A 22439-nucleotide genomic window follows, 5' to 3' on the forward strand; every position below is an offset into this window, starting at 1 on the left:
CCTTGCACGTAGTGGCGATCCTCAACCGCGATGGCGGTACCTTGCGGACTATGGATCTGGACGCCTTCTGCGCCGATGCCGTCGCAGCCTTCAAGCGTCACGGTCATACGCTCGATTGTCGGGTGGTGGCGGGCGACGCGGTAGAAGCGCAACTGCGCGATGCCGCGGGCGAGGAGGGCGTCGACGCCGTCCTGGCAGGGGGGGGTGACGGCACCATTTCAACGGCGGCCGGCATTGCTTACGAAACGGGGATGCCCTTGGCGGTGCTCCCGGCGGGCACGATGAACCTGTTTGCACGCGCGCTTCAGGTGCCCCTTGACCTCGATGAAGCTCTTGAAGCGCTAGCGGCAGGTGAATTGGGTGTCGTGGATGTCGCCACAGCGAATGGGCAGTTGTTCGTGCATCAGTTTGGGGTGGGTATCCACGCTCGTCTGGTGCGGATCCGCGAGGGCATGACCTATGGCAGCCGGCTGGGTAAGCTTTTGGCGAGCCTGCGTGCAGTGGCAGCGGCTGTGGTACGCCCGCCCGTATTCGAAGCCGAGTTGCGGACCGTAAAGGGCACGGAAAAGCGGCGGGTGTCGGGTATTGCGGTATCGAACAACCCTGTAGGTGACGGCCACATTCCCCATGCAGATCGGCTGGATGCGGGGGTGCTTGGCGTTTATGTCGCCGCGCCCGTAACATCGTCGGAACTGGCGGCGCTGGGGACCGGAATACTTCTGGGCACATGGCGCTCGAGCCCCATGATTTCAGAAAAGGAAGTGACTTCGCTGACTCTGCACTTCCCGAATCGCAAGAAGGGCGCACAGGCGGTCATTGATGGCGAGTTGGTGACGCTGGATGCGTCGGTGGAACTGGCCATCAAGCCGGGCGCACTCAAGGTCATTAAACCCCGACAACTTGTTGTCGAATAGACCTGAATTTTTTTGGAACCAATATGGCTTGGGTGTCGTTTCTGTCGATTATCCGGTGATGTTGGTTATTCGTCGGGCGGTCAGTTTATGCAGGACGCAACGTGGTAAAAACAGGGGGCAGGCTGCCTGACAATGTTCGGGCGGTTGTGGATGACCAGCAACGTCTAAAGGCGTTGTCGGCCTTTGAGGGACACGAAGGCGAGCCGGATGTCGACTTTGATCGGTTGAGCCGTGCAGTCGCCCATATCTTCGAGACCGAGTTTGCCCTGGTGACAGTCGTGGGGGCGGAGCGTCAATCGTTCCGCGCGTGCTTTGGCATGGGCGACATGACGGGCACTTCCACTGAAACATCGTTTTGCGCCCACACCATTTCGCTGCCAGATGACGACGCCCTGGTGGTCCTTGATACCCATCAGGATGACCGATTTCGCGACAACTCGCTGGTGACGACCTGGCCGTTCATCAGGTTTTATGCTGGCGCGCCAATTGTTGTTAAAGGCCAGAAGATCGGCTCGCTTTGCGTGCTCAGTACGACGCCGCGCGAAAAGGTCGATCCCCAGATGCTGGCGCAGCTGGGCGATCTGGCCGGCATTGCTGCGGCCCTTTTCGCCCTCAAGGATGAAGCGCGGGTACGCGCCCGCACCGCCGCTGCGCTGATGCGCGAGGAATGGCGGCATGCACTGACGCTCGAAGCGGGCAAGGTCGGCAGCTGGGTGTGGGATATCCGAACCGGCGAGATAGCCTGCAACGAAACCTTCCGACGCATGTATGACCTGCCGGAAACGGGTGTTATCCTGATGGAGCAGGTGCTTGAGGCAACCCACCCGGTTGACCGCGCGGTGGTTGAAGCAGGTATTGCGGCCAGCCTGAGCGACGGGGTGGACTACAATGCCGAAGCCCGGGTGGCCAGGACCGGGCGCTGGTTGACCATGCGTGGTCGCGTCTATCAACGCGATACCGAGGGAAAGCCGCTGATCATGATGGGCGCCAGCACCGACATCAGCGAAAGCAAGCATACGGCTGAGCAGACGCGGCTGCTGTTGCGTGAGCTCAATCACCGCGTAAAAAACACCTTGGCGATGATCCAGTCGGTCGCACGACAGACGATCCGGCAAAATCCGGATCCGCAGGAGTTCATCGACGCCTTTTCAGGCCGGTTGCGGACAATCTCTGAAGCCCATGTGCTGCTGGCGGACCGCGACTGGTCCGGCGTGCAGCTCTATGAGGTGATTGCGGCCCAGCTCGGCCCCAATTTCCTTTCGCAGCCAGACCACGCCGAGGTTGTGGGCGACGACATCATGTTGCCCGCTGATCATGCGCTGGGGCTGGGACTAATCCTGCACGAGTTGACCACCAACGCGCACCGATATGGCGCGTGGTCCAGTGAGGATGGGGTGGTGAGCATTTCCTGGGACGTAAAGACGACGCCTGTACGTGGACTGGCGCTGAAATGGCGCGAGCGCGGCGGTCCGGAAGTGGCTGAAAAGCAGGAATACGGCCTGGGCGCGCGGTTGATCGAACGTAGTCTGGCCAAGGTGCTCGATAGCGCCGTCACATTGCAGTTCCGCCCCGAAGGCGTGACAGCCGATGTATGGCTGCCACTGCCCGTCGAGGCGGCATAAGCGTTTGTTCAGTTTGGTCTTGGTCAGTCGTCTTTGCGATCACTGCCATTGCTAATGACCCAGAGCGCGGCGATTGCCGCGGCTGGCAGGCCCAGCGTGCGCACCATTGGCGAGCGTAGTAGCACCGGCAATGCGGTCAGGGTTGCTGTCGTCAGAAAGGCGCTGGTGTCGCTCGAGCGTCGCTTTTCGGCAATCGCCCGCTTACGGCGTGCTTCAGCGATGCGGGTGCCCAGGTAGATCGTCAGAGCCAACACAGCAAAGGCGGCTGCGCAGATCAACGCGGCATAGATGCCACCCACCTGATCAGCGAGCGCCATGAAGCCTGCGGCAACCAAAAAGCTCGCCGCTGCCAGGCCAAACAAGGCCATGGCTGCGTTGATGATGACCGCGTGCTTGATGCGATCGGTGATGTGCTCAACTTCCATACCCAGGAAGCTGGCCAATGGGCTCAGGAAATTCATGGCGATCAGTGGCGCGACAGAAGGGCCAGGATGTAGCCGATGCCAATCGCGCTGGCGACGGCCGTCAGTGGCTTTTCGCGGATGGTGTCCTTGAGCTGCTGTTCCATGGCGCCAGCCTGGTCCTGAACTTCGTCGATCACGTGCTGGCCCTGGCGCTGCATATTGCGCGCTTCATCCTTGGCCGTGTCGCGAGCCTCATTGACCTTGTCCGTGCTCAGCTTGGTCAGCGTTGCGGCGATCGCCTTGAGATCGGCCTGCAGCTGGGCAATCTGGTCTTCCAGCTGGTCTTCGCGCGGCTTGGTGCTGGCGCGGCTGCGGCTGGTCTTGCTGCGCTCAGGGGCGAGGTCGGATGTGCTAGCCATTGAGAAGCTCCTTGTGTTGTGTAGGTGTAACGCGGAGCGTGCCCCGCAGTTCCGCCCCATCGGTGACAAGCAAAAAAAGATGCACCCCAATACGCAGGAACGTATCGAGGTGCACCATCGCGGGCGAAAGGGGGGCGTCTTCTGCCCGCCGGGCGCTGTTCACAAACGTGGACCCCGGGACTGGGTGCGCCCGATTAGGGGACGGGGCTAGATGTTGCCCATCAATGCGAGAATGATAACGACCACCAGAACGACACCGAGGATGCCGGAGGGGAAGTAGCCGAAGCCGCGCGAGTAGCCCCATGTTGGCAGGGCGCCGATCAGCAGCAGAATCAGGATGATGATGAGAATTGTACCCAAGCCCATGGTCGTTCTCCGTAGGGATGTTGTTGATGTGAAAGAGCGCGCCTAGAGAATGGCGAGCATCAGGCCTGCAGCGGTGGCCAGAATGAGAAATGCCGGCGTCAGCGCCTTGAGCACGTCGCCATAATGGGTCTGGCCGTCATAACCTTCGGACCAAACCATTGCCGTGCGACTTGCGTTCTCAAGTGCCTTGAATTCGATATTTGTCATGACTGCCTCCGCCGTGGCCGATGGCGAAGAACTGTGTGGTCCCGCCATCTTTTTTGCTGCGCAGTGTTGCGCCTGGCCAAAGAACGGACGTGGGTCGGGTTTGGTTCCGCGAATGATTTTGATGCTAGTCGCGCAGGCTAGAGGACGGGCAATACGTCAACGGACTGCTTGGCCTCGTGCGAGCCGTGCGTCTTGAGCACGCCGACGATGGGAGAGATGTCGGCATAGTCACGGCCGTGGCCAATCGAAATATGGTCGGGTCCGGCCATGATCGCATTGGTGGGGTCGAACTCAATCCACCCCATATCCTGGCCGCACCAGGCGCGCACCCATGCATGCATGGCATCAGCGCCTTCCAGACGCGGCTTGCCGGGCGGCGGGCTGGTGCGCAGGAAACCCGAGACATAGCCGGCTGGAATGCCCAGACCACGCAAGCCGGCAATCATGACATGGGCAAAGTCCTGGCAGACGCCCTTGCGCAAGGCAAAGGCCTCGGCGGGTTCAGTTTCCACATCGGTGGCTTTGGGGTCATAGGCAAAGTCGCGATGGATCGCCATGCACAGGGCGTTGGCGGCGACCAGAACGGTGGGTGCGCCAGCGACGGCCTTGGCGGCGTAGTGGGTAATAGCCGGCTCGAGCGGAACGCGCGGCGAAGCGGCCAGGAAATGGTGCGGGCTGTCCGGTTGCACGCTCCATAGCCGCGCAATCTGCTGGCGGAGGTCGGCCAATGAGGGCGACAGGTCGATCGGCGGTAGCAGGTTTTCAACGTTGACCCGCGCCGTCAGGCGGATCTTGAGCTGATCATGGGGTGTCACATAGGCGATGGTAGTGGCGACATTGCCAAAGAAGTCGCTGAACGTGGTGACGCGTTCGGGGCGTGGTTCGAATGACAGGCTAGATGCCACTACGCGTTGGACGCCGGGAATGCTGATGGGGGCGACGCGCACCAGATGGCGACCGCCATGCACTGTTGCATCGTAGTCGTAGCTCATCTCAAGGCGGATATCGTAAAGCATCGGCGTCACACCAGATAAGCCGCAGAGATCAGGCCCGACAGGCCAACAATATCGTCAGCCAGCTTATCGAGCCGTTCGGGCGTCATGTCGCCGGCATCGGCGATGCGCAGTTCGGTTTCGAGCTCGAGCGCGGCCTTGGCGGCAGGCGACAATTGCCCTTCGACGATCCCGCCGGGTAGCTTGTCGATCTGGGCCCGCAAGCGGTCGAGCTGGAAGATGACCGAGCGTGGGTTGAGCGGGTCCAGGATCAGCAGGTCGATGGCGCTCTGCGCACCCGCGCTCACCGAATAGCGGCGCCGATGGCTCATCACGCTGTCGCCAATTTCGAGCAGCATCTCGACCGACCCGACCGGGGCATCCTCATGGGTCAACCAGGAGACAATGCGGGCAATCTGCATGGCGCGCTCAAGGCGGCGACCGAGCTCGAGGAAGCGCCAGCCGGCAAAGCGGTACATGTTTTCGTGCACCAGACCGGAAAAGCCCGCGAGCTTGCGCAGCAAGACGGTCATGGCATGAGCGGAGTCATCCCCCGGCCGGACGCGCCTGGCAAAGCGCTGCGCTGTTTTTTGCAGGTCATTGAGCGCCAGCCAGCCATCGGGCGAAAAGCGATCTCGGATCTGTCCGGCGCTGTGCACGGCGCTGTTGATCGAGGCCAGCAACCCCTGTGGCATGGGCTGGGCGGCGTCGACATCGATGCTGTCCAGGAAGTCGGCGCAGTGGGTCAGGATCGGCAAATCTGTCTTGGACAGTTCGGCCAGCCGGGCGTTATAGGCGCGCAGAATGCGCAGCGTGGCCTCGGTGCGTTCGGCATAGCGCCCCAGCCAGATCAGATTGTCGGCGGCGCGACTGGGCAGATCGCCCACGGCGGCGCGCACCATCTGCTTGCCGTCCTGGGGCAACAGGGAAATGTGTTCTACCGGCTTGGAGGAGAGCACCCAGACGTCGGCCGCCTGACCGCCGCGCTGCATGGCAATGGCGCTTGTATCAAGGCTTGAGCCGACGCGGGCAAAGCCGCCGGGCATGATGGTCCAGCCGTTCTCGGTGCGTGCCGCGTAGACGCGCAAGGTGATGGGACGTGGCTGCAATTTACCATCGACATAGACCGGCGCGGTCGAGAGTTGCACCTGTTCCTGACCGACGTAATTGGCCCCATTGGCGCGGATGCGTTCGATCAGGCGCGCCTTTTCGTCGGGCGGGATGGTCGAACCCAGCTTGGTGCCGCGCAGATCGTCAAAGGGCAGGTTGGTCGCAAAGGCAGGGCCGATCATCAGATCGTCGAAATTGTCGATGACCTGCTGCTGCTCGCCGGGCTGACCGCACCACCAGGTGGCGATTTCGGGCAGCAGCAGCGGCGTGTCGAGCAGTTTGCGCGAAAGGCGTGGCATGAAGGCTGCCAGAGCGCGGGTTTCCAGCAGGCCGGTACCCAGCGCATTGATCATCGATATCGACCCCTGCCGCAAGGCCTCGACCATGCCGGGCGTGCCAATGCGACTGTCATAACGCAGTTCGAGCGGGTCAACGAAAGAGGCGTCCATGCGGCGCCAGAGGGCGCTGACCGGCATCGGCCCCGCAACCGTGCGAACCATGACCTTGCCGTCCTGAACGATCAGGTCTTCGCCTTCGAGCAGGACCAGACCAAGATAGCGGGCGATATAGGCGTGTTCGAAATAGGTTTCGTTAAGCTGGCCTGGGGTGAGGATGCCCACCCAACCACCATCGCGCTTGGCATCGGCAAACAGCATGTCGCGGAAATCGCGGAAGAAGCCAGCCAGCCGCTGCACGTTCATATTGGCGTAGATGTCGCTCAGCGCATGAGTGGTGGCGACACGGTTCTCCAACGCAAAACCGGCGCCGGAAGGCGCCTGGGTCCGATCGCCAAGTACCCACCAGGCACCATCAGGACCGCGCCCGAGTTCGAAGGCGCAGAAGTGCAGATAATGACCACTGGCTGGTTTGACACCGACCAGCGGGCGCAGGAATTCGCTGTTCTGTGCAACCAGTTCGGGCGGCAGCAGGCCCTGCTGGACGAGATTGTTGTCGCCATAGATATCGGCGACGACCATTTCGAGCAGTTCGGCGCGCTGGATGAGGCCGGTGCTGATGCGTTCCCAATCAGCTTCGTCGATCAGCAACGGGACATGGGCCAACGGCCAATCGCGTTCCTTGGATTCTGCGCCATCATAGGTGCGATAAAACACCCCTGCATCGCGCAGATACTGGTCAGCACGTTCAAAGCGGGCGCTGAGTTCTTCCGCCCCCAGAGCATCAAACGCGGCCATCAATTCGGCCCAGCCCGGCCGGATATTGCCGGCCGGATCGATCATTTCGTCGGGGACACCCGGGCGCAGCTGGTAGTCAGCAATAATGCTGGGGCCTGCTGCGGGCGCGTCGGGCTCTTGGTCTGTCATGGTCATGGGTTACCAGAAGCGCGGCGGCCGACGCAGGTCAAGCGTCAACGGGAATTCGTCCGCAGGCTTTTCGGCGCGGAAGTCGAAGCCGCCTGCGGTGTAATTCTGCGGCAGGAAGCGCGCCAGACGGCGGGCTTCGGCTTCATTGCCATTGACGGGGAAGGTGTCGTAGCTGCGGCCGCCGGGATGGGCGACATGATAGACGCAGCCGCCAACGGGTCGCTGGGTCCACAGATCAAAGATATCAAACACCAGCGGCGTGTTGACCGGCAGGGCAGGGTGCAGGCCTGAGGCCGGCTGCCACGCCTTGAAGCGCACACCGGCCACGCTGACGCCCTCGGTCTGGGTGGGGCGCAGTGGCACAGGACGTTGATTGCAGGTGACGGCATAGCGATCGGGGTTAAGCCCTTCGAGCTTGACCTGCAGGCGCTCCACCGAGCTGTCAACGAAGCGGACGGTACCGCCAATGGCGCCCTGCTCACCCATGACGTGCCAAGGCTCAAGCGCCTGACGCAGTTCGAGCTTCATGCCCTCGTATTCGACCTCACCGCAGAACGGGAAGCGGAATTCGAGCTGGGCGGCGAACCAGGCGGGATCGATCTTGAAGCCGTGGCGATCCAAGTCCGCGATGACGTCGAGGAAATCCTGCCAGACGTAATGGGGCAGCATGAAGCGATCATGCAGCGTAGTGCCCCAGCGGGTAAAACCACCATCAAGCGGGTTGGTCCAGTAGCGTGCGATGATGGCTCTGACGAGAACTTGCTGGGCCAGTGCCATGCGGGCATTGGGCGGCATCTCGAAACCGCGGAATTCGACTAGGCCAAGACGGCCGGTCGGGCCATCGGGCGAGAACAGCTTGTCGATGCAGATTTCAGAACGATGGGTGTTGCCGGTGACATCTACTAGCAAATTGCGGAACAGCCGATCAACTAGCCAAGGCAGCGGTGCGGGCTGACCCGATTGCGGGTGCGGCACCTGCGACATGGCGATTTCGAGTTCGTAGAGGCTGTCATGTCGCGCCTCGTCAAACCGCGGGGCCTGACTGGTCGGTCCAATAAACAGGCCCGAGAACAGGTAGCTCATGGCCGGGTGCCGCTGCCAATGCAGCACCAGCGACTTGAGCAGATCGGGCCGGCGCAGGAAGGGGCTGTCATCGGGTGTGGCGCCACCGACAACGACGTGATTACCGCCGCCGGTGCCGGTGTGGCGACCATCGATCATGAACTTGTCAGCACCCAAACGGGACTGGCGGGCCTCTTCATAGATCGCGGTGGTGGTAGCGACGCAGTCGTCCCAGCTTGAAGCGGGGTGAATATTGACCTCGATGACGCCGGGATCGGGCGCCACGCGGATGACGTTGAGGCGTGGGTCATGTGGGGGCGCATAGCCCTCCAGGTGAACCGGCTGGCCGACATGTCGGGCGGCAGCCTCAACGGCGGTGATCAGTTCGAGATAGTCCTCGAGCCGTTCGACCGGGGGCAGGAAGACGCACAGGCGATGATCGCGAATTTCGGCGGTGACGGCGGTGCGTACTTCGCCCTCGATCTCGCTGATTTCCTGTTCGGTCCGGTCCTGTTGTTCGGTCGCGGCAGTGAAATCGGCGGTGGTCTGGGCGCGTGGATCAGCCTCAAGGCCTGTCTTCTGGCGCGCCAGAATTTCCTCTGGATCGGGCAGGGCGCCGCGCGGCGCGCCGGGGTCCTGGGCCACAACATGGGGATAGCTGGTGGCATCGATATGCTTGAGCGAGCTGAGCGGCAGGCGATAGCCGGCCGGGCTGTCACCGGGTGCCAGAAACAACTTGCCCCGCCGGGTCTTCCAGACTTCGGTCAGCCATGGGCTGGAGGCCGCTGCATTCCAGCGCTGGATGGGCAGGACGTAACCAGTGGGGTTGGTCAGGCCGCGTTCAAACACCTTGGCGATGCGCGAGCGGGCCTCTGGATCGGCTAGCTCGGAATTGGCTGGATCGACGTTCTCGGGCAGGTTGGCTTCCTTGAGCAGCCACTCGCCGGGATCCTCATAGGCCTCGGCGATGGTTTCGCCGGTGAGGCCGAGATTCTTCGCAAAGCTGTCGAGAAATTTGCGGGCATCTTCATGCGTGGCATCGGTTTTGACGCCTTCGCGGGCGATGAGCTTTTCGTCAGACCAGATCGGCTTGCCGTCCAGCCGCCAATAGAGCGAGAAGGTCCAGCGCGGCAGCGTCTCGCCGGGGTACCACTTGCCCTGTCCATAATGCAGCATGCCGTTGGGGGCAAAGCGCTCGCGCAGGCGACGGATCAGATCGTCGGCCAGGATGCGCTTGGTGGGGCCGACGGCGCCGGTGTTCCACTCATCGGCTTCGAAGTCATCAATAGACACAAAGGTCGGCTCGCCGCCCATGGTCAGGCGGACGTCGTTATCGGCGAGCACCTGATCGACCTGATGGCCGAGCGCATCAAGTTCTTCCCAGCTCTCATCGGAAAAAGGCTTGGTGATGCGCGGATGCTCGGCGACCCGGTCGACGCGCATGTCGAAGTCGAATTCGACTTCAGCATAGGAAGCGGTGCCCGAGATCGGCGCTGCATTGCGGTAGTGCGGGGTGGCGGCCAGGGGAACGTGGCTTTCGCCAGTCAGCAGGCCCGAGGTTGGGTCAAGACCGACCCAGCCCGCGCCGGGCAGGTAGACCTCGCACCAGGCGTGCAGATCGGTGAAATCGTGATCGGTCCCCGCAGGGCCATCCAGCGAGACCAGATCGGGCTTGAGCTGAATGAGGTAGCCGGAAACGAAACGCGCAGCGAAGCCGAGATTGCGCAATACCTGCACCAGCAGCCAGCTGGAGTCGCGGCAGCTCCCCTTGGCATTGGCCAGGGTTTCCTCGGGTGTCCAGACGCCGGTTTCCATGCGCACGACATAGGCGAGGTGCTGCTGAATACTGGCATTGATGCCGGTGACAAAGTTCACCGTGTTCATCGGTGTCTTGTCGATGCCGTCGATGAATTTTTGCAGCAGTGGGCCGACCGGCTCGGGTTGCATATAGATGGACAGATCGGGGCGGATGTCCTGAGGATATTCGAACGGGAATATCTCGGCGCTTTCTTCGACAAAGAAATCGAAGGGATTGTAGACCGTCATGTCGGCCACCAGATCGACTTCGATCTTGAGCTCGGTGACAGGCTCGGGAAAGACGATGCGGGTCAGGAAATTGCCATAGGGGTCCTGCTGCATATTGACGAAATGCAGGGACGGCGAGACCTTGAGCGAATAGCTCAATACCTTGGTCTTTGAGTGCGACGCCGGCTGCAGCCTGATGATCTGCGGCTGCAGATAGACCGGACGGTCATACTTGTAGTGAGTCAGGTGATAAACGGCGGCTTTGATCGACATGCGCGTGCGTCGCTCTCTTCAGGCCACAAAACAGATTGGCAGCCTATCGAGTGTAGCGACGGACCGCCAGCACGCATCTTGCAGATCAGACCATCGTGTCGATGATCTGTCTTTGGCGCAGCATTTCGAGGAATATCCGGTAGTCCTTGTCAAATTGCGGCCGGGCTGCCGCTTCGGGCGTACGGGAGCGGCCTCCCTGCTGCATGGCCGCGCATGCCTGATCAAGGCTGGGATAGAGACCTGCTGCGGTGGCGGCGACCATTGCCATGCCCAGCAGCGTCGCGTCCTTGGCGGCCGATTCCACGACGGTGCAGCCCGTTGCGTCTGCATAGAGCTCCATCAGAATGGCATTCTTGGTATGGCCGCCGGTGACATGGAGCGTGTCGATGGCGTAGCCGCGCGTATTCAAAGTCTCCAGAATATGGCGCACGCCCAGGGCAATGGAGACACAAGTGCGCCAATAGAGCCGACAGAGCGAGTCGAAATCGCTGTCCAGGGTCAGGCCAGAGATAACCCCCAGCGCGAAGGGATCGCCCAGCGGCGAGCGGTTGCCGTGAAAGTCTGGCAGCACATGGAGGCGATCGGAAAGTGCCAGCCCCTCGCTCTGGCGCAGTTGCATAATGCGGCTGGCGATGGCGCTGTGCATTGTTGAATCTGGTTCCCCCCCGGCGCTGTGCAGGCGAATGATGTGATCAAGCAGCGCGCCGGTGGCTGACTGGCCACCTTCATTGAGCCAGACCCCGGGCAGCACCGCCCCAAAATAGGGGCCCCAGACGCCGGAAGTTGGACGATCTTCGGCCGACAGCGCCATGACGCAGCTGGAGGTGCCGGCAATCAGTGCGAGGTGGCGGTCGATGGTGTCGACATCCCGGGTGAAGGCGCCCAGCACGCCCAAGGCGCCGGCATGGGCGTCGATCAAGCCGGCACCGACATGGCAGGCGGTGGTCAGGCCGAGATCGGCGGCGGCAGTTGGGGTGAGTGCGCCCAGATCGGCACCAACGGGACTGGCCTGATCGGGCAAGCACGCTTTTTCCAGCAGATCCTCTAGGCCGATGCGGGCTAGAAAATCGGCCTGCCAGCTGGGGGTCTTGTGGGCCAGATAGGTCCATTTGCAGGTCAGGGTTGATTGCGAGCGCGCCTGGGAGCCTGTGGCTTTCCAAGAGAGAAAGTCGGCCAGATCGAACATCATGCCGGCGCGGGCCCAGGTCTGTGGCAGATGGCGCTTGAGCCACATCAACTTGGGGGCTTCCATTTCGGGCGACATGACGCCACCAGCAAAATTGAGCACTTCATGGCCGGTGCGGGTGCATTCATCGGCCTGACTGAGTGCGCGGTGGTCCAGCCAGACAATGGTGTCCCAGCGATCGTCGCCGCTGGTCGAAACGGTCAGCGGGTGCCCCTGAGCGTCGCGAACCACAAGCGAACAGGTTGCGTCAAAGCCCAGCCCGACGACCTGTTCCGGCCTGGCCTCCGCAATGGCCATGGCCTGGCGGACAGCAGCACAAACGGCTTTCCAGATCTGTTCGCTGTCGTGTTCGGCATGGTTGGCATCGGGCCGGTTCATGGCGATCGAATGCTCGGCGCGGCCCAGGAGCACGCCTTCAGGCGTCAGTACGCCTGCTCGGGCACTGCCGGTGCCCACATCTACTGCCACCAAGAGCTTTGTCGTCAAACCTAGCGCGCCCTCTTCTCGGTTCGCAGCGAGCGTACTAGATCGGGAAGGGCATGCATATCGTCGAATATGGCGTCAGGGTGCAACGCGGTAATCGCTGGGCGCAGACCGCCTGGGGTGGCGTGGCTGCCCCCTACATAGCCAAGCACTCGCATGCCCGCGCGCTGTGCAGCGGTGATTCCTGCTGGACTGTCTTCAATCACCAGGCAATTGGCGGGTGCGACGTGCATCTGGCTGGCTGCGTAAAGGAAAAGGTCCGGCGCGGGCTTACCGTTGTCTACCATTGAGGCTGAATAGATATGCCCGGCGAAGTGGGGCAACAGTCCAGTCAGTTCAAGGCTGAGATGAATGCGTTCGGGCATGGATGATGAAGCGACGCAGCATGGTGTCTTGAGCAGATCAAGGACTTCGGGCAGTCCCGGATTGGCCCGCAGGCTCTGGCGGTAAAGCGCGTAGAGGTTGGTCCGCATGGACTGCAAGGCGGACGGGCCGAGAGGAGCGCCGTGATTATCGTGCAGGCTGGCTGATATGGAACTCAGCGAGCGGCCGAGGAAGTCTCGATAGGCATCCTCGGGCGCGATGGTGATGCCCTGCTCGGCAATGGCGTCTACCAGCACCTGCATGGCCAGCGGTTCGCTGTCGACCAACACCCCATCACAATCGAAAATGATCAGATCAATGGGCACCTGTGGGCGGTCTGGATGGGGTAGGGCTGACACGCTGGACCTAGAGGGTTCCGGCCAGATAGTGCTCGAGCGTCGCCTTGGTGCCCGATAACCAGAGGGTGTTCAGGGCGTGGGTGAAATCTTTGACGAAGCTCGTGTTGTTTGCCAGCTCGCCATAGATATCGCTCATGGACAGCCAGGCGCTTGGGTCGGCCTTGGCCAGGCCGGCCTGGGTGTTGAGCCGGTCCCAATTGGGATCATTGGCTTCGATCACTGTGCCGGCATCGGTGGTGCCAAAGCAATAGCGGCACCATAGGGCTGATACCAAGGCCAGGCCCTTGGCAGACTGGCCTGCTGTCACGCGATCCAGGGCAGACGGAATGATGAATTTGGGCTGGCGGTTAGAGCCGTCCAGCGCCAGCCGGCGGGTGGTGTCGGCAATCTTGGGATTGGCGAAGCGACGCTCGCAAAGGGCGAAATAGTCGTCGAGATTGGTATCGGGAACGGGCGGTACAACGGGGATGATTTCGTCGCGTTCGACCTTGGCCAGGAACGCCCCAACCGTGGGGTCTGCCATGGCATCGTGGACGAACTGGATATCGAGCAGGGCCGCAGGATAGGCGATGGTCGCATGTCCGCCATTGAGAATGCGGATCTTCATCAACTCATAGGGGGCGACGTCCGGCACAAACTGCACGCCGACCTTTTCCAGCGCCGGTCGACCGGCAGGGAAGTTGTCCTCGAGCACCCATTGCTTGAAGCTCTCGCAGAAGACAGGCCAATTGTCCTGGATCCCGAAATTGTCTGCGAGCAATTGCGTCTCGCGCGGGGAGGTGGCGGGCGTGATGCGATCGACCATGCCATTGGGGAAGGCAACGTTGTTGCTGACCCAGTCAGCCAGCCCCAGATCGATAAGCTTTGCCATGCCGATCACCGCGTTCTCGGTGACGTGCCCATTGCCGGGAATGTTATCGCAGCTCATCACGGTGAAGGGCACGGTGCCAGCATCCCTGCGGCGCAGCAGGCCGGCCAGGATCAGGCCAAAGGCAGTGCGCGGCGCGGCCATATTGGCAACATCGAAGGCAATGTCGGGATGGGTGGGATCAAACTTCTGGCTGGCCGGGTCGATGTAATAACCGCCCTCGGTGATGGTCAGCGAAACGATACGGATAGCGGGATCGGCCAGCCGCTCAATGACAGCTTCGCTGTCGCCGGGACGCAAATAATCGATCATGGCACCGGTCACCCGGGCGCTGCTGCTATCGGCTTCCTGCTCGACCACAGTGGTCAGCCAGTCCTGTTCAGCCAGCTTCTGGCGCATGGCCTCGTCAGCAGCGCGAACGCCAGCACCCACCAGAGCCCAATCGTGATCGGCACCGGTGGCAAACAGGTCGTCGAGATAGACGGCCTGATGCGCGCGGTGGAAATTGCCGATACCGAAATGGACGATGCCGGCGGTGAGGTCATCCCGACGGTAGCCCGGCACCGATGCCGTGGCAGAAATGGCGTCCAGGGTCTTGGCCGAGAGCTTGGTGGTCATGTGGGTGTCCTAGAGAGCCAGGCCTGCGGCATCAAAGCGGTAGATGCGCGTAGGGTCAGGCGTGAGATAGACGTCGTCGCCATGGCTGAAGGTCTGGTCGCCATCGGTGCGGATGGTCATCAGGCCCAGACCTTCGACCTGCACATGCAGGAAGGTGTCGGAGCCAAGCTGCTCGGCGACCCCTACCTTGCCCTTCCAGGTGTCAGGCGTTGGCTTGGTGGCCAGCTGGAAGTGCTCGGGGCGCACGCCGATGGAGTGGGCGTTGTACTTGGCGGCCTCGGGTCCATCGACGAAGTTCATCTTTGGCGAGCCGATGAAGCCGGCAACGAAGCGGTTGGCCGGCTTCTTGTAGAGATCAAGCGGGCTGCCAAACTGTTCGACATTGCCCGCGTTGAGCACCACGATGCGGTCGGCCATGGTCATTGCCTCGACCTGATCGTGGGTGACGTAGATCATTGTGGTCTTAAGCTGCTGGTGCAGTTCGGTGATCTCAAGGCGCATGTTGACGCGCAGCGCGGCATCGAGATTGGACAGGGGTTCGTCGAACAGGAACGCCTTGGGTTCACGCACAATGGCGCGGCCGATGGCAACGCGTTGACGCTGACCACCCGAAAGCGCGCGCGGGCGGCGATCGAGATAGGATGACAGGTTCAACGTGCGGGCGGCGTATTCGACCTTCTGGTCGATCAGCTCCTTGCTGGCATTGGCCATTTTAAGCGGGAAGGCGATGTTGTCGCGCACTGTCATGTGCGGATAGAGCGCATAGGACTGGAACACCATGGCCAAACCCCGGCGCGCTGGTGGCGCCTTGGTCATGTCGACGCCATCGAGCAGGATGGAGCCGCTGGAGGTGTCCTCAAGGCCGGCGATCAGGCGCAGCAGGGTGGACTTGCCGCAACCGGATGGGCCGACAAAGACGACGAACTCGCCTTCTTTGATCTCCAGCGAAATGTCCGGAATGATCTCGACTTCACCGAAGGACTTGTTGACGTGTTCGAGTGTTATGGAACCCATTTTTCTAGTCCTTACTTTACAGCGCCGAAGGTGAGACCGCGGACGAGTTGTTTCTGGCTGAACCAGCCCATGAGGAGGATTGGCGCGATGGCCAACAGGGAGGCAGCCGATAGCTTGGCCAGGAACAGACCCTGCGGAGAAGAGAATGAAGAGATGAAGGCTGTCAGTGTGCCTGCGCGGCCCGAGGTCAGCGTGATGGTCCAGAAGGCTTCGTTCCAAGCCAGGATGACGTTGAGCAGCAGTGTCGAGGCAATGCCGGGGACAGCCATGGGCACCAGCACATGGACAATCTCGTTCCAGAGTTCAGCGCCATCCATCCGGGCGGCTTCGAGGATATCGACCGGGATTTCCTTGAAGTAGGTGTAGAGCATCCAGATGATGATCGGCAGGTTGATCAGCGTCATGATGATGGTCAGACCGTGCACGGTGTCGAGCAGGCGCAGATCGCGGAAAATAAGATAGATGGGGATCAGCACGCCGACGGCGGGCATCATCTTGGTGGATAGCATCCACATCAAGACGTCCTTGGTGCGCTTGGTGGGTGCAAAGGCCATGGCCCAGGCTGCAGGGACGCCGATGACCAGGCCCAGCAGGGTTGAGCCGACCGACACCAGGATCGAATTGATGGCGTGCTTGAAGTAGTCCGAGCGATCCTGAACGTCGACGAAGTTTTCCAGCGTGAAATTCTGCGGGAAGAAGGTCGGGGTCGAGGCAATCGCCTCAGCCTCGGTCTTGAAGGCCGTCAGGATTGTCCACAGGATCGGCGCGAACAACAGGAGCGCGACGGTCCATGCGGCGATGGTGAAGCCAATCTTGGTGGGAACAGAAGCGGTGCGTGCCATGATTGAGCTCCCTTACGCGTCGAGGTTCTTGCCAACCGCACGCATCAGGAAGATGGCGACGATATTGGCGATGATGACGGCGACCACGCCACCGGCAGAACCGGCGCCGATGTCGTTGCTCAAGATACCGGTGCGGAACACCAGGAAGGCGATATTGGTCGAGGCGTAGCCTGGCCCGCCGCCAGTGGTGACGCGGATTTCAGCGAAGATGCCGAGCAGGAAGATTGTCTGGATCAGGATCACGATGGTGATCGAGCGGGCCATGTGCGGCATGATGATATAGTAGAAGCGGTTGATGGCGTTGGCGCCATCCATCTCGGCGGCTTCGCGCTGCTCTTCGGAGAGCGACTGCAGGGCCGTGAGCAGGATCAGGGTCGCAAAGGGGAGCCACTGCCAGGCAACGATGACGATGACCGAGAACAGCGGATACTGGTTGAACCAGTCGACCGGCTGCAGACCAAAAAACTCGTAGAGATGGGCCAGCATGCCGTAGCCGGGATGCATGAAGCCATTCTTCCAGATCAAGGCAGCCACTGGCGGCATGACGAAGAAGGGCGAGATCACGATGATGCGCAGAATGCCCTGGCCCCAGAGCGGTTGATCCAGCAAGAGGGCCAGAAACGTGCCGCCGATCACCGTGATCAGCAAGACCCCGCCGACCAGGATCAGCGTATTGAGCAGGGACTGCATGAAACTGGGGTCGCCAATGACATAAGCGTAGTTCGCCCAGCCCGCAAAGCCGGTCATCATCGGGTTGATCAGGCTGTAGTTCTGGAAAGAGAACCAGATCGTCATGGCAAGTGGAACAGCCATCCAGAGCAAGAGCACGATGACGGCTGGGGCCATCATGATGCGGGAGAGCGTTCGGGTTTGGGCGGTGGCCATTGCTTCCTCCAGTGGCCAGATCCGTCTGGCCGGGTCTTTGAAATCAGACCCCAAGGTGAACTTGCCGGTGATCGGCTCTGCAAGCTCACCATGGCGTCTCATGTCATGGTGATGTCAGCGTCAGTTTCGGGGCAGCCTCGGCAATTGAGGGGCGCCGTCCGCCTGAGGGCGGTTGGTGCAGCCGGGCGCCGAAGCGTCCGACTGCATGGAGGTCGGGAGGGGAACCGACTTACTTGATGTAGCCTGCGCGGGTCATGTCGCGGGTCGCTGCGTCCTGCGCCTGGGCCAAGGCATCATCTGCCGACATCTGACCAGCCAGCGAGGCTGAGAAGATCTGGCCGATATTGGTGGCGATACCCGCAAATTCGGGGATGGCCACAAACTGCACGCCGACATAGGGGACCGGCTTGACGGTCGGGTTGGTCGGATCAGCAGAGTTGATGGAGTCCAGCGTCATCTTGGCGAATGGCGCGGCTGCCTGGTACTCAGCGTTTTCGTACAGCGAGGTGCGGGTGCCGGGAGGCACGTTCGCCCAGCCTTCGTTAGCTGCGACAGTGGCGAGATAGTCCTTATTGGTGGCCCAATTGATGAACTTCTCTGCTGCCTCTGGGTTCTGGCTGCTGGTGGGAACGGCCAGCGACCATGCCCAGAGCCAGTTGCCGCGCTTGCCCAGACCATTATCGGGTGCAAGAGCGAAGCCAACCTGATCGGCGACAGTGGAATCTGCACCGGTCACGAAGGAGGCAGCAACGGTGGCGTCGATCCACATGCCGCACTTGCCCTGCTGGAACAGGGTCAGGTTTTCGTTAAAGCCATTGGAGGATGCGCCGGCGGGGCCCGCGTCATTCATGATCGAGAGATAGGTGTCGAGCGTGGCTTTCCACTCGGGCTGATCAAACTGGGGTGTCCAGTTTTCGTCGAACCAGCGGGCGCCAAAGGAGTTGGACATGGCAGTCAGGAAGGCCATGTTCTCGCCCCAGCCGGCCTTGCCGCGCAGGCAGATGCCGTTGATGTCATTGTCGCGGTCGGTCATGGCACGGGCGGCTTCGCCGATGAATTCCCAGGTGGGGGCATCGGGCATGGTCAGGCCGGCTTTTTCCATCAGGTCCTTGCGATACATCACCATCGAGCTTTCGCCATAGAATGGTGCCGCATAGAGGTGGCCATCGAGCGAGAGACCGCCGCGGATGGCTGGCAGCAGATCATCGACATCGTAATCAGCATCGGCGCTCAGGCCATCAAGTGGCACCAGCCAGCCCTGCTTGGCCCAGATCGGCGCTTCGTAGGTGCCGATGGTCATCACGTCATACTGGCCACCATTGGTGGCGATGTCGGTGGTGACGTTCTGGCGCAGGGTGTTCTCTTCGAGAACAACCCAGTTCAGATCAATACCGGTCTCTTCGGTGAAGGCAGAGGAGAGACCCTGCATGCGGATCATATCGCCATTGTTCACGGTGGCGATGGTGAGGGTTTCAGCGGAGGCTGAGGTCACGAGTGCGACGCTGAGTGCGCCGACGAGAATAGGTGTCAATTTCATTGGTTTTCCTCCCAGTGAGATAGGCGGGCATTTGTCCCGGCTGTGAGCAAATACTCACACATTATGCGGCAGAGTCAAGCGTGCTATGCGTAAATCGCCTAGCAATCGTGCGGCAGGGTATAGGTAAAAATGGCCTATTTTATCGCGTTTTCAGCGCGTTAGAGGTGTTTCAGCAGGCCTTCTGCGGTACGTTCATCAGTTATCAAGCCGTTAACCAGTCGCCGGTTGAGTGTGGCGTGAATGCCGGGCAATTTACGCGCGCCCATGGCGATTGCCACCACCAGAGAGCCTTCTCTCGATGGAATCGGTGCCGACGCAACGCGCTCATTGGTGAGCCCTTCGATCAGCTTGCCCTGGGCATCGAAACACCAACCGCAGATTTCGCCGACCGCGCCGGCCTTCTGCAATTCCCTGAGTTCTGCATCAGTAATGAAGCCGTCCACATAGAGTGGGGCGTCGGGGCCGATATCGCCGATGCCGACAAAGGTAACGTCGGCCTGGGCGGCCAGAGACAGTGTTTCGCGGATCATGGGCTGCTGGTGCAGCAGCTCGCGCTCGCGCGCAGAGGAGGCGATCACCGGCAAGGGCATGGGAAAGCTGCGGGCCTTGACCGCATCGGCCATGTTGAAAATCACGTTGTAATAGGCGGCCGAACCGTCGGGCGCGATATTGCCGGTCAGTGACACCACCTTGTGATGCGGGCAATCCATGGGCATGAGCTGCTCTACTGCCGCCTTGAGCGTGCGGCCGGTGCCAATGCCCATCACGACGGGGTCTGCGCGCTTGAGCCAGCGTTCGATCTCGGCAGCGGTGGCTTCGGCCAACCCGATGGTGGAGGAGTCGCTATTGGGGTCGGAGGGGACCACTTCGACCAGATCCAGGGCAAAACGCGATTTGAGACGGCTGGCCAGATCCATGCAACGACCAATGGGGTGATCAAGCCGCACCTTGATCAGTCCTTCGCTGACCGAGAGCGAAACCAGACGCTGTGCGGCCTGCCGGGAGATGCCCAGCTGGGTGGCGATCTCTTCCTGCGTGTTGCCGGCGACATAGTATAGCCAGCCGGCCCGTGCTGCGTCATCCAGACGATTGCTGGAGGTGTCTACTCTTTGCGCCATTAGTGGTCCTGCATCGTGTGTCCGGATTATTCGGCGATGCGCGGGCTGGCCGCAAGCCTTTATGACGGATCGCTTGGCCGCAGCGCCAATTGGCTGAGTGCAACACGGATATCGCGCTCGGTATCCTTGATGTGCACCCGCATCGCTTCGGCAGCAGTGCGACCGTTGCCGGCCTTGATGCAATCAAGGATGCGTTGATGCGCCTCAATGGTGTCATGCAGGGTGTGTCCGCGCTTCTCATGGCCGCGACGGCTGATGAAGAAGCCCTCGCGCAGCGGCTGTGACATTGCCTCGAACAGAAACCCCAGAATGCGGTTGCCACTGGCCAGAGCGACAGCTTCGTGAAAACCGACATCATGGGTGTGAAAGCCTAGTTCCTGAGCGTGCGTCATGGGTTCGCCGCGCACGCCGACAGTGTCGCGCATGCCCTGGAGTTCGCTTTCTATTGCAGCAATGGCCGCGCGTGAGGCGCGCTTGGCCGCCAGGGTGGCCGACTGCACTTCGAGCGAAAGGCGGATCTCCACCAGATCGAACAGCCCCTTGGGGTCATAGCGGATCACAGAGGTCAGGAAGTCGCCAAAGGCGGCGCCGTCGGGTTCGCGCACCACGGCCTTGCGGCCGCGCGCCAACTCGAGCAATCCACGCCCCTCAAGCAGCTTGACCGCCTCGCGAATGGTGAGCCGGCTCACCGCGTAGCGGGTGGCCAGTTCAGCTTCGCTGGGCAGGCTGGAGCCTGGGGCCAGTTCTGCCAGAATCATGCGTGCCAGATCGTCGGCAACAGCGCTGGCCGCTGTCGGCTGATCGACACGTGTGTCGCCGTCCGTCGTACTCACTTCCCCTCCAAGGTATCTGATACCTTTGCATAAAACGATGTCGCTTTGCGATCTTTTTCGTCAGATTTTGCCTTAGGCGAGACCAGAATAACCAGTGTCATGGCGAACTGCAATCGCCGTGGTGCGGCGTTATAATTAATATTCGACAATCGAAAAAAATGAGGGCAAGGGTCAAAGTTGCTTTACAAGGCTTGTCTGACTGTCTTAGGTTCTGCGCCGTGGGCTTGGGAGGGCCCTGACGGCAATCGCCGTCGTGCAGGAGGACTCCATGCAGTACAGACAGACCGTGCACCTTCGGGTGCCTGAATGGTCAGCTCTGGCCGCTGCGTCGGGTTCGAACTCGTTCGCGAGCCAAGTGCAAACCTGGCGCGCGCATGGCCTCAAGGCCTCTCCTCTGACGACCATCCAAAGCTTCTGAACTCGAATTATAAAAGGGAGTCGAGACGTGAAGATTTTCAAGACGCTTGCCACCGTACTGGCAGTCGGCGCAATGGCGCTGAGTGCATCTACCGCGGTGTTCGCACAGGACAAAGGTGCCATCGGCATCGCCATGCCAACCCAGTCTTCGCTGCGTTGGATTTCGGACGGCAATGAACTCAAGGCCGCTCTCGAAGGCAAGGGCTACTCGGTCGATCTGCAGTATGCAGAAGACGATATCCCGAACCAGCTGGCTCAGATCGAAAACATGATCACCAAGGGCGTCACCGCTCTGGTCATCGCATCGATCGACGGCACCACGCTGAGCGCCGTGCTGCAGCAGGCTGCTGATGCCGGCATCAAGGTTGTCGCGTATGACCGCCTGATCCGCGACAGCGGCAATGTCGACTACTACACCACGTTCGACAACTTCCAGGTTGGCGTTCTGCAGGCCAACTCGATCCTCAAGGGGCTGGGTTATCCCGAGAATGAAGGCCCGTTCAATGTTGAGCTGTTCGGCGGTTCGCCAGACGACAACAACGCGTTCTTCTTCTATGACGGCGCAATGAGCGTGTTCCAGCCGCTGATCGATGACGGCACCCTGGTGGTGAAGTCGGGCCAGATGGGCATGGAAACTGTTGGTACCCTGCGTTGGGACGGTGCTGTTGCACAGGCTCGCATGGACAACGTGCTGTCGGCCAACTACTCGGACGGTTCGCGCGTCGATGCAGTTCTGTCGCCATATGATGGCCTGAGCCGCGGTATCATCTCGTCGCTGCGCGGCGTTGGCTACGGTTCGGACGATCTGGCTTGGCCAATCATCTCGGGTCAGGACGCCGAGGCTCCTTCGGTCAAGGCAATCATCGCCGGCGAGCAGTACTCGACCGTTTACAAGGACACGCGTGAACTGGCCAAGGTCACTGCTGATCTGGTCGACACCATCCTTGAAGGCGGTACCCCAGAAGGCCTCGACACCACCACCTATGACAATGGCGTCAAGGTGATCCCGTCGATCCTGCTGACACCCTATGAAGTTGACGTGAACAACTACCAGGAACTGGTTGTTGACTCCGGCTACCTCAAGGCTGAAGACCTGCAGTAAGCCAAGGTTTACGCCAATTGGGCTCCGCGGCAACGCGGGGCCCTTTCCCGTCACCGGGAGATGGCGCTTGCGAGCGACGCCCGGGTGAACACGAGAAA

General features: G+C 61.1%; 19 protein-coding genes. 3 read left to right on the top strand and 16 right to left on the bottom strand.

Annotated features, from left to right (window positions below):
- Positions 1–11: 11 nt before the first annotated feature.
- Together KD146_RS01605 and KD146_RS18140 are read left to right on the top strand one after the other, a co-directional pair.
- Entirely contained in the window at positions 12–914 is a 903-nt protein-coding gene (locus tag KD146_RS01605) for a diacylglycerol/lipid kinase family protein (RefSeq protein WP_345790805.1), read from the top strand.
- Positions 915–1060: 146 nt separating this feature from the next.
- Positions 1061–2536, top strand: coding sequence for an HWE histidine kinase domain-containing protein (locus KD146_RS18140; RefSeq protein WP_212657011.1), 1476 nt, complete (start codon positions 1061–1063; stop codon positions 2534–2536).
- A 23-nt stretch (positions 2537–2559) separates the two neighbouring features.
- Here the strand turns inward: KD146_RS18140 and KD146_RS01615 are convergent, their stop codons facing one another.
- The 16 genes from KD146_RS01615 to KD146_RS01690 all read right to left on the bottom strand — a co-directional run bounded on the left by KD146_RS01615 (position 2560) and on the right by KD146_RS01690 (position 20822).
- A complete protein-coding gene (locus KD146_RS01615; protein WP_212657012.1) occupies positions 2560–2997 on the bottom strand; it encodes a hypothetical protein in 438 nt (145 codons plus the stop codon).
- A gap of 5 nt (positions 2998–3002) precedes the next feature.
- Positions 3003–3359 (bottom strand): ElaB/YgaM/YqjD family protein, encoded by a 357-nt coding sequence (locus KD146_RS01620; RefSeq protein ID WP_212657013.1) that lies wholly within the window; start codon positions 3357–3359, stop codon positions 3003–3005.
- Positions 3360–3566: 207 nt separating this feature from the next.
- Positions 3567–3725 (bottom strand): DUF3309 family protein, encoded by a 159-nt coding sequence (locus KD146_RS01625; protein WP_212657014.1) that lies wholly within the window; start codon positions 3723–3725, stop codon positions 3567–3569.
- A 42-nt stretch (positions 3726–3767) separates the two neighbouring features.
- Positions 3768–3932: a hypothetical protein gene (locus KD146_RS01630; RefSeq protein WP_212657015.1), complete on the bottom strand. Its 165-nt coding sequence runs from the start codon at positions 3930–3932 to the stop codon at positions 3768–3770.
- Positions 3933–4069: 137 nt separating this feature from the next.
- Entirely contained in the window at positions 4070–4948 is an 879-nt protein-coding gene (locus tag KD146_RS01635; protein WP_212657016.1) for a transglutaminase family protein, read from the bottom strand.
- Between the two features lie 5 nt (positions 4949–4953).
- The gene (locus tag KD146_RS01640; protein ID WP_212657017.1) at positions 4954–7362 is read right to left on the bottom strand and encodes a circularly permuted type 2 ATP-grasp protein; all 2409 of its coding nucleotides are present in this window, start codon (positions 7360–7362) and stop codon (positions 4954–4956) included.
- Positions 7363–7365: 3 nt separating this feature from the next.
- Entirely contained in the window at positions 7366–10716 is a 3351-nt protein-coding gene (locus KD146_RS01645) for a transglutaminase family protein (RefSeq protein WP_212657018.1), read from the bottom strand.
- A gap of 85 nt (positions 10717–10801) precedes the next feature.
- Positions 10802–12388: an FGGY-family carbohydrate kinase gene (locus KD146_RS01650; protein WP_212657019.1), complete on the bottom strand. Its 1587-nt coding sequence runs from the start codon at positions 12386–12388 to the stop codon at positions 10802–10804.
- Positions 12389–12390: 2 nt separating this feature from the next.
- On the bottom strand, positions 12391–13107 hold the full coding sequence (locus tag KD146_RS01655) for an HAD family hydrolase (protein ID WP_345790724.1): 717 nt from the start codon (positions 13105–13107) through the stop codon (positions 12391–12393).
- A 7-nt stretch (positions 13108–13114) separates the two neighbouring features.
- Positions 13115–14593: a mannitol dehydrogenase family protein gene (locus KD146_RS01660; RefSeq protein WP_212657020.1), complete on the bottom strand. Its 1479-nt coding sequence runs from the start codon at positions 14591–14593 to the stop codon at positions 13115–13117.
- A gap of 9 nt (positions 14594–14602) precedes the next feature.
- Positions 14603–15607, bottom strand: coding sequence for an ABC transporter ATP-binding protein (locus KD146_RS01665; RefSeq protein WP_212657021.1), 1005 nt, complete (start codon positions 15605–15607; stop codon positions 14603–14605).
- 11 nt (positions 15608–15618) lie between these two features.
- The gene (locus KD146_RS01670; protein ID WP_212657022.1) at positions 15619–16449 is read right to left on the bottom strand and encodes a carbohydrate ABC transporter permease; all 831 of its coding nucleotides are present in this window, start codon (positions 16447–16449) and stop codon (positions 15619–15621) included.
- 12 nt (positions 16450–16461) lie between these two features.
- Positions 16462–17334, bottom strand: a complete 873-nt coding sequence (locus tag KD146_RS01675) for a carbohydrate ABC transporter permease (protein WP_212657023.1) — start codon at positions 17332–17334, stop codon at positions 16462–16464.
- 229 nt (positions 17335–17563) lie between these two features.
- Entirely contained in the window at positions 17564–18871 is a 1308-nt protein-coding gene (locus KD146_RS01680; RefSeq protein ID WP_212657024.1) for an ABC transporter substrate-binding protein, read from the bottom strand.
- A 158-nt stretch (positions 18872–19029) separates the two neighbouring features.
- Complete coding sequence (locus tag KD146_RS01685) at positions 19030–19989, bottom strand: sugar-binding transcriptional regulator (RefSeq protein WP_212657025.1); 960 nt, start codon at positions 19987–19989, stop codon at positions 19030–19032.
- Between the two features lie 59 nt (positions 19990–20048).
- A complete protein-coding gene (locus KD146_RS01690) occupies positions 20049–20822 on the bottom strand; it encodes a FadR/GntR family transcriptional regulator (protein ID WP_212657026.1) in 774 nt (257 codons plus the stop codon).
- A gap of 445 nt (positions 20823–21267) precedes the next feature.
- Between KD146_RS01690 and chvE the strand changes: the two genes are divergently transcribed.
- The gene (gene chvE / locus KD146_RS01695) at positions 21268–22341 is read left to right on the top strand and encodes a multiple monosaccharide ABC transporter substrate-binding protein (RefSeq protein WP_269371073.1); all 1074 of its coding nucleotides are present in this window, start codon (positions 21268–21270) and stop codon (positions 22339–22341) included.
- Positions 22342–22439: the final 98 nt, after the last annotated feature.

Source organism: Devosia litorisediminis (genome assembly GCF_018334155.1).
Classification (GTDB): Bacteria; Pseudomonadota; Alphaproteobacteria; order Rhizobiales; family Devosiaceae; genus Devosia; species Devosia litorisediminis.

Excerpts from the sequence above, each read along its gene's own strand:
- KD146_RS01635 (WP_212657016.1), bottom strand. The coding sequence starts at position 4,948 with ATGCTTTACGATATCCGCCTTGAGATGAGCTACGACTACGATGCAACA.
- KD146_RS01680 (WP_212657024.1), bottom strand. The coding sequence starts at position 18,871 with ATGAAATTGACACCTATTCTCGTCGGCGCACTCAGCGTCGCACTCGTG.
- KD146_RS01665 (WP_212657021.1), bottom strand. The coding sequence starts at position 15,607 with ATGGGTTCCATAACACTCGAACACGTCAACAAGTCCTTCGGTGAAGTC.
- KD146_RS01670 (WP_212657022.1), bottom strand. The coding sequence starts at position 16,449 with ATGGCACGCACCGCTTCTGTTCCCACCAAGATTGGCTTCACCATCGCC.
- KD146_RS01685 (WP_212657025.1), bottom strand. The coding sequence starts at position 19,989 with ATGGCGCAAAGAGTAGACACCTCCAGCAATCGTCTGGATGACGCAGCA.
- KD146_RS01660 (WP_212657020.1), bottom strand. The coding sequence starts at position 14,593 with ATGACCACCAAGCTCTCGGCCAAGACCCTGGACGCCATTTCTGCCACG.
- KD146_RS01625 (WP_212657014.1), bottom strand. The coding sequence starts at position 3,725 with ATGGGCTTGGGTACAATTCTCATCATCATCCTGATTCTGCTGCTGATC.
- KD146_RS01640 (WP_212657017.1), bottom strand. The coding sequence starts at position 7,362 with ATGACCATGACAGACCAAGAGCCCGACGCGCCCGCAGCAGGCCCCAGC.
- KD146_RS01620 (WP_212657013.1), bottom strand. The coding sequence starts at position 3,359 with ATGGCTAGCACATCCGACCTCGCCCCTGAGCGCAGCAAGACCAGCCGC.
- KD146_RS01630 (WP_212657015.1), bottom strand. The coding sequence starts at position 3,932 with ATGACAAATATCGAATTCAAGGCACTTGAGAACGCAAGTCGCACGGCA.
- KD146_RS01675 (WP_212657023.1), bottom strand. The coding sequence starts at position 17,334 with ATGGCCACCGCCCAAACCCGAACGCTCTCCCGCATCATGATGGCCCCA.
- KD146_RS01615 (WP_212657012.1), bottom strand. The coding sequence starts at position 2,997 with ATGAATTTCCTGAGCCCATTGGCCAGCTTCCTGGGTATGGAAGTTGAG.
- KD146_RS01645 (WP_212657018.1), bottom strand. The coding sequence starts at position 10,716 with ATGTCGATCAAAGCCGCCGTTTATCACCTGACTCACTACAAGTATGAC.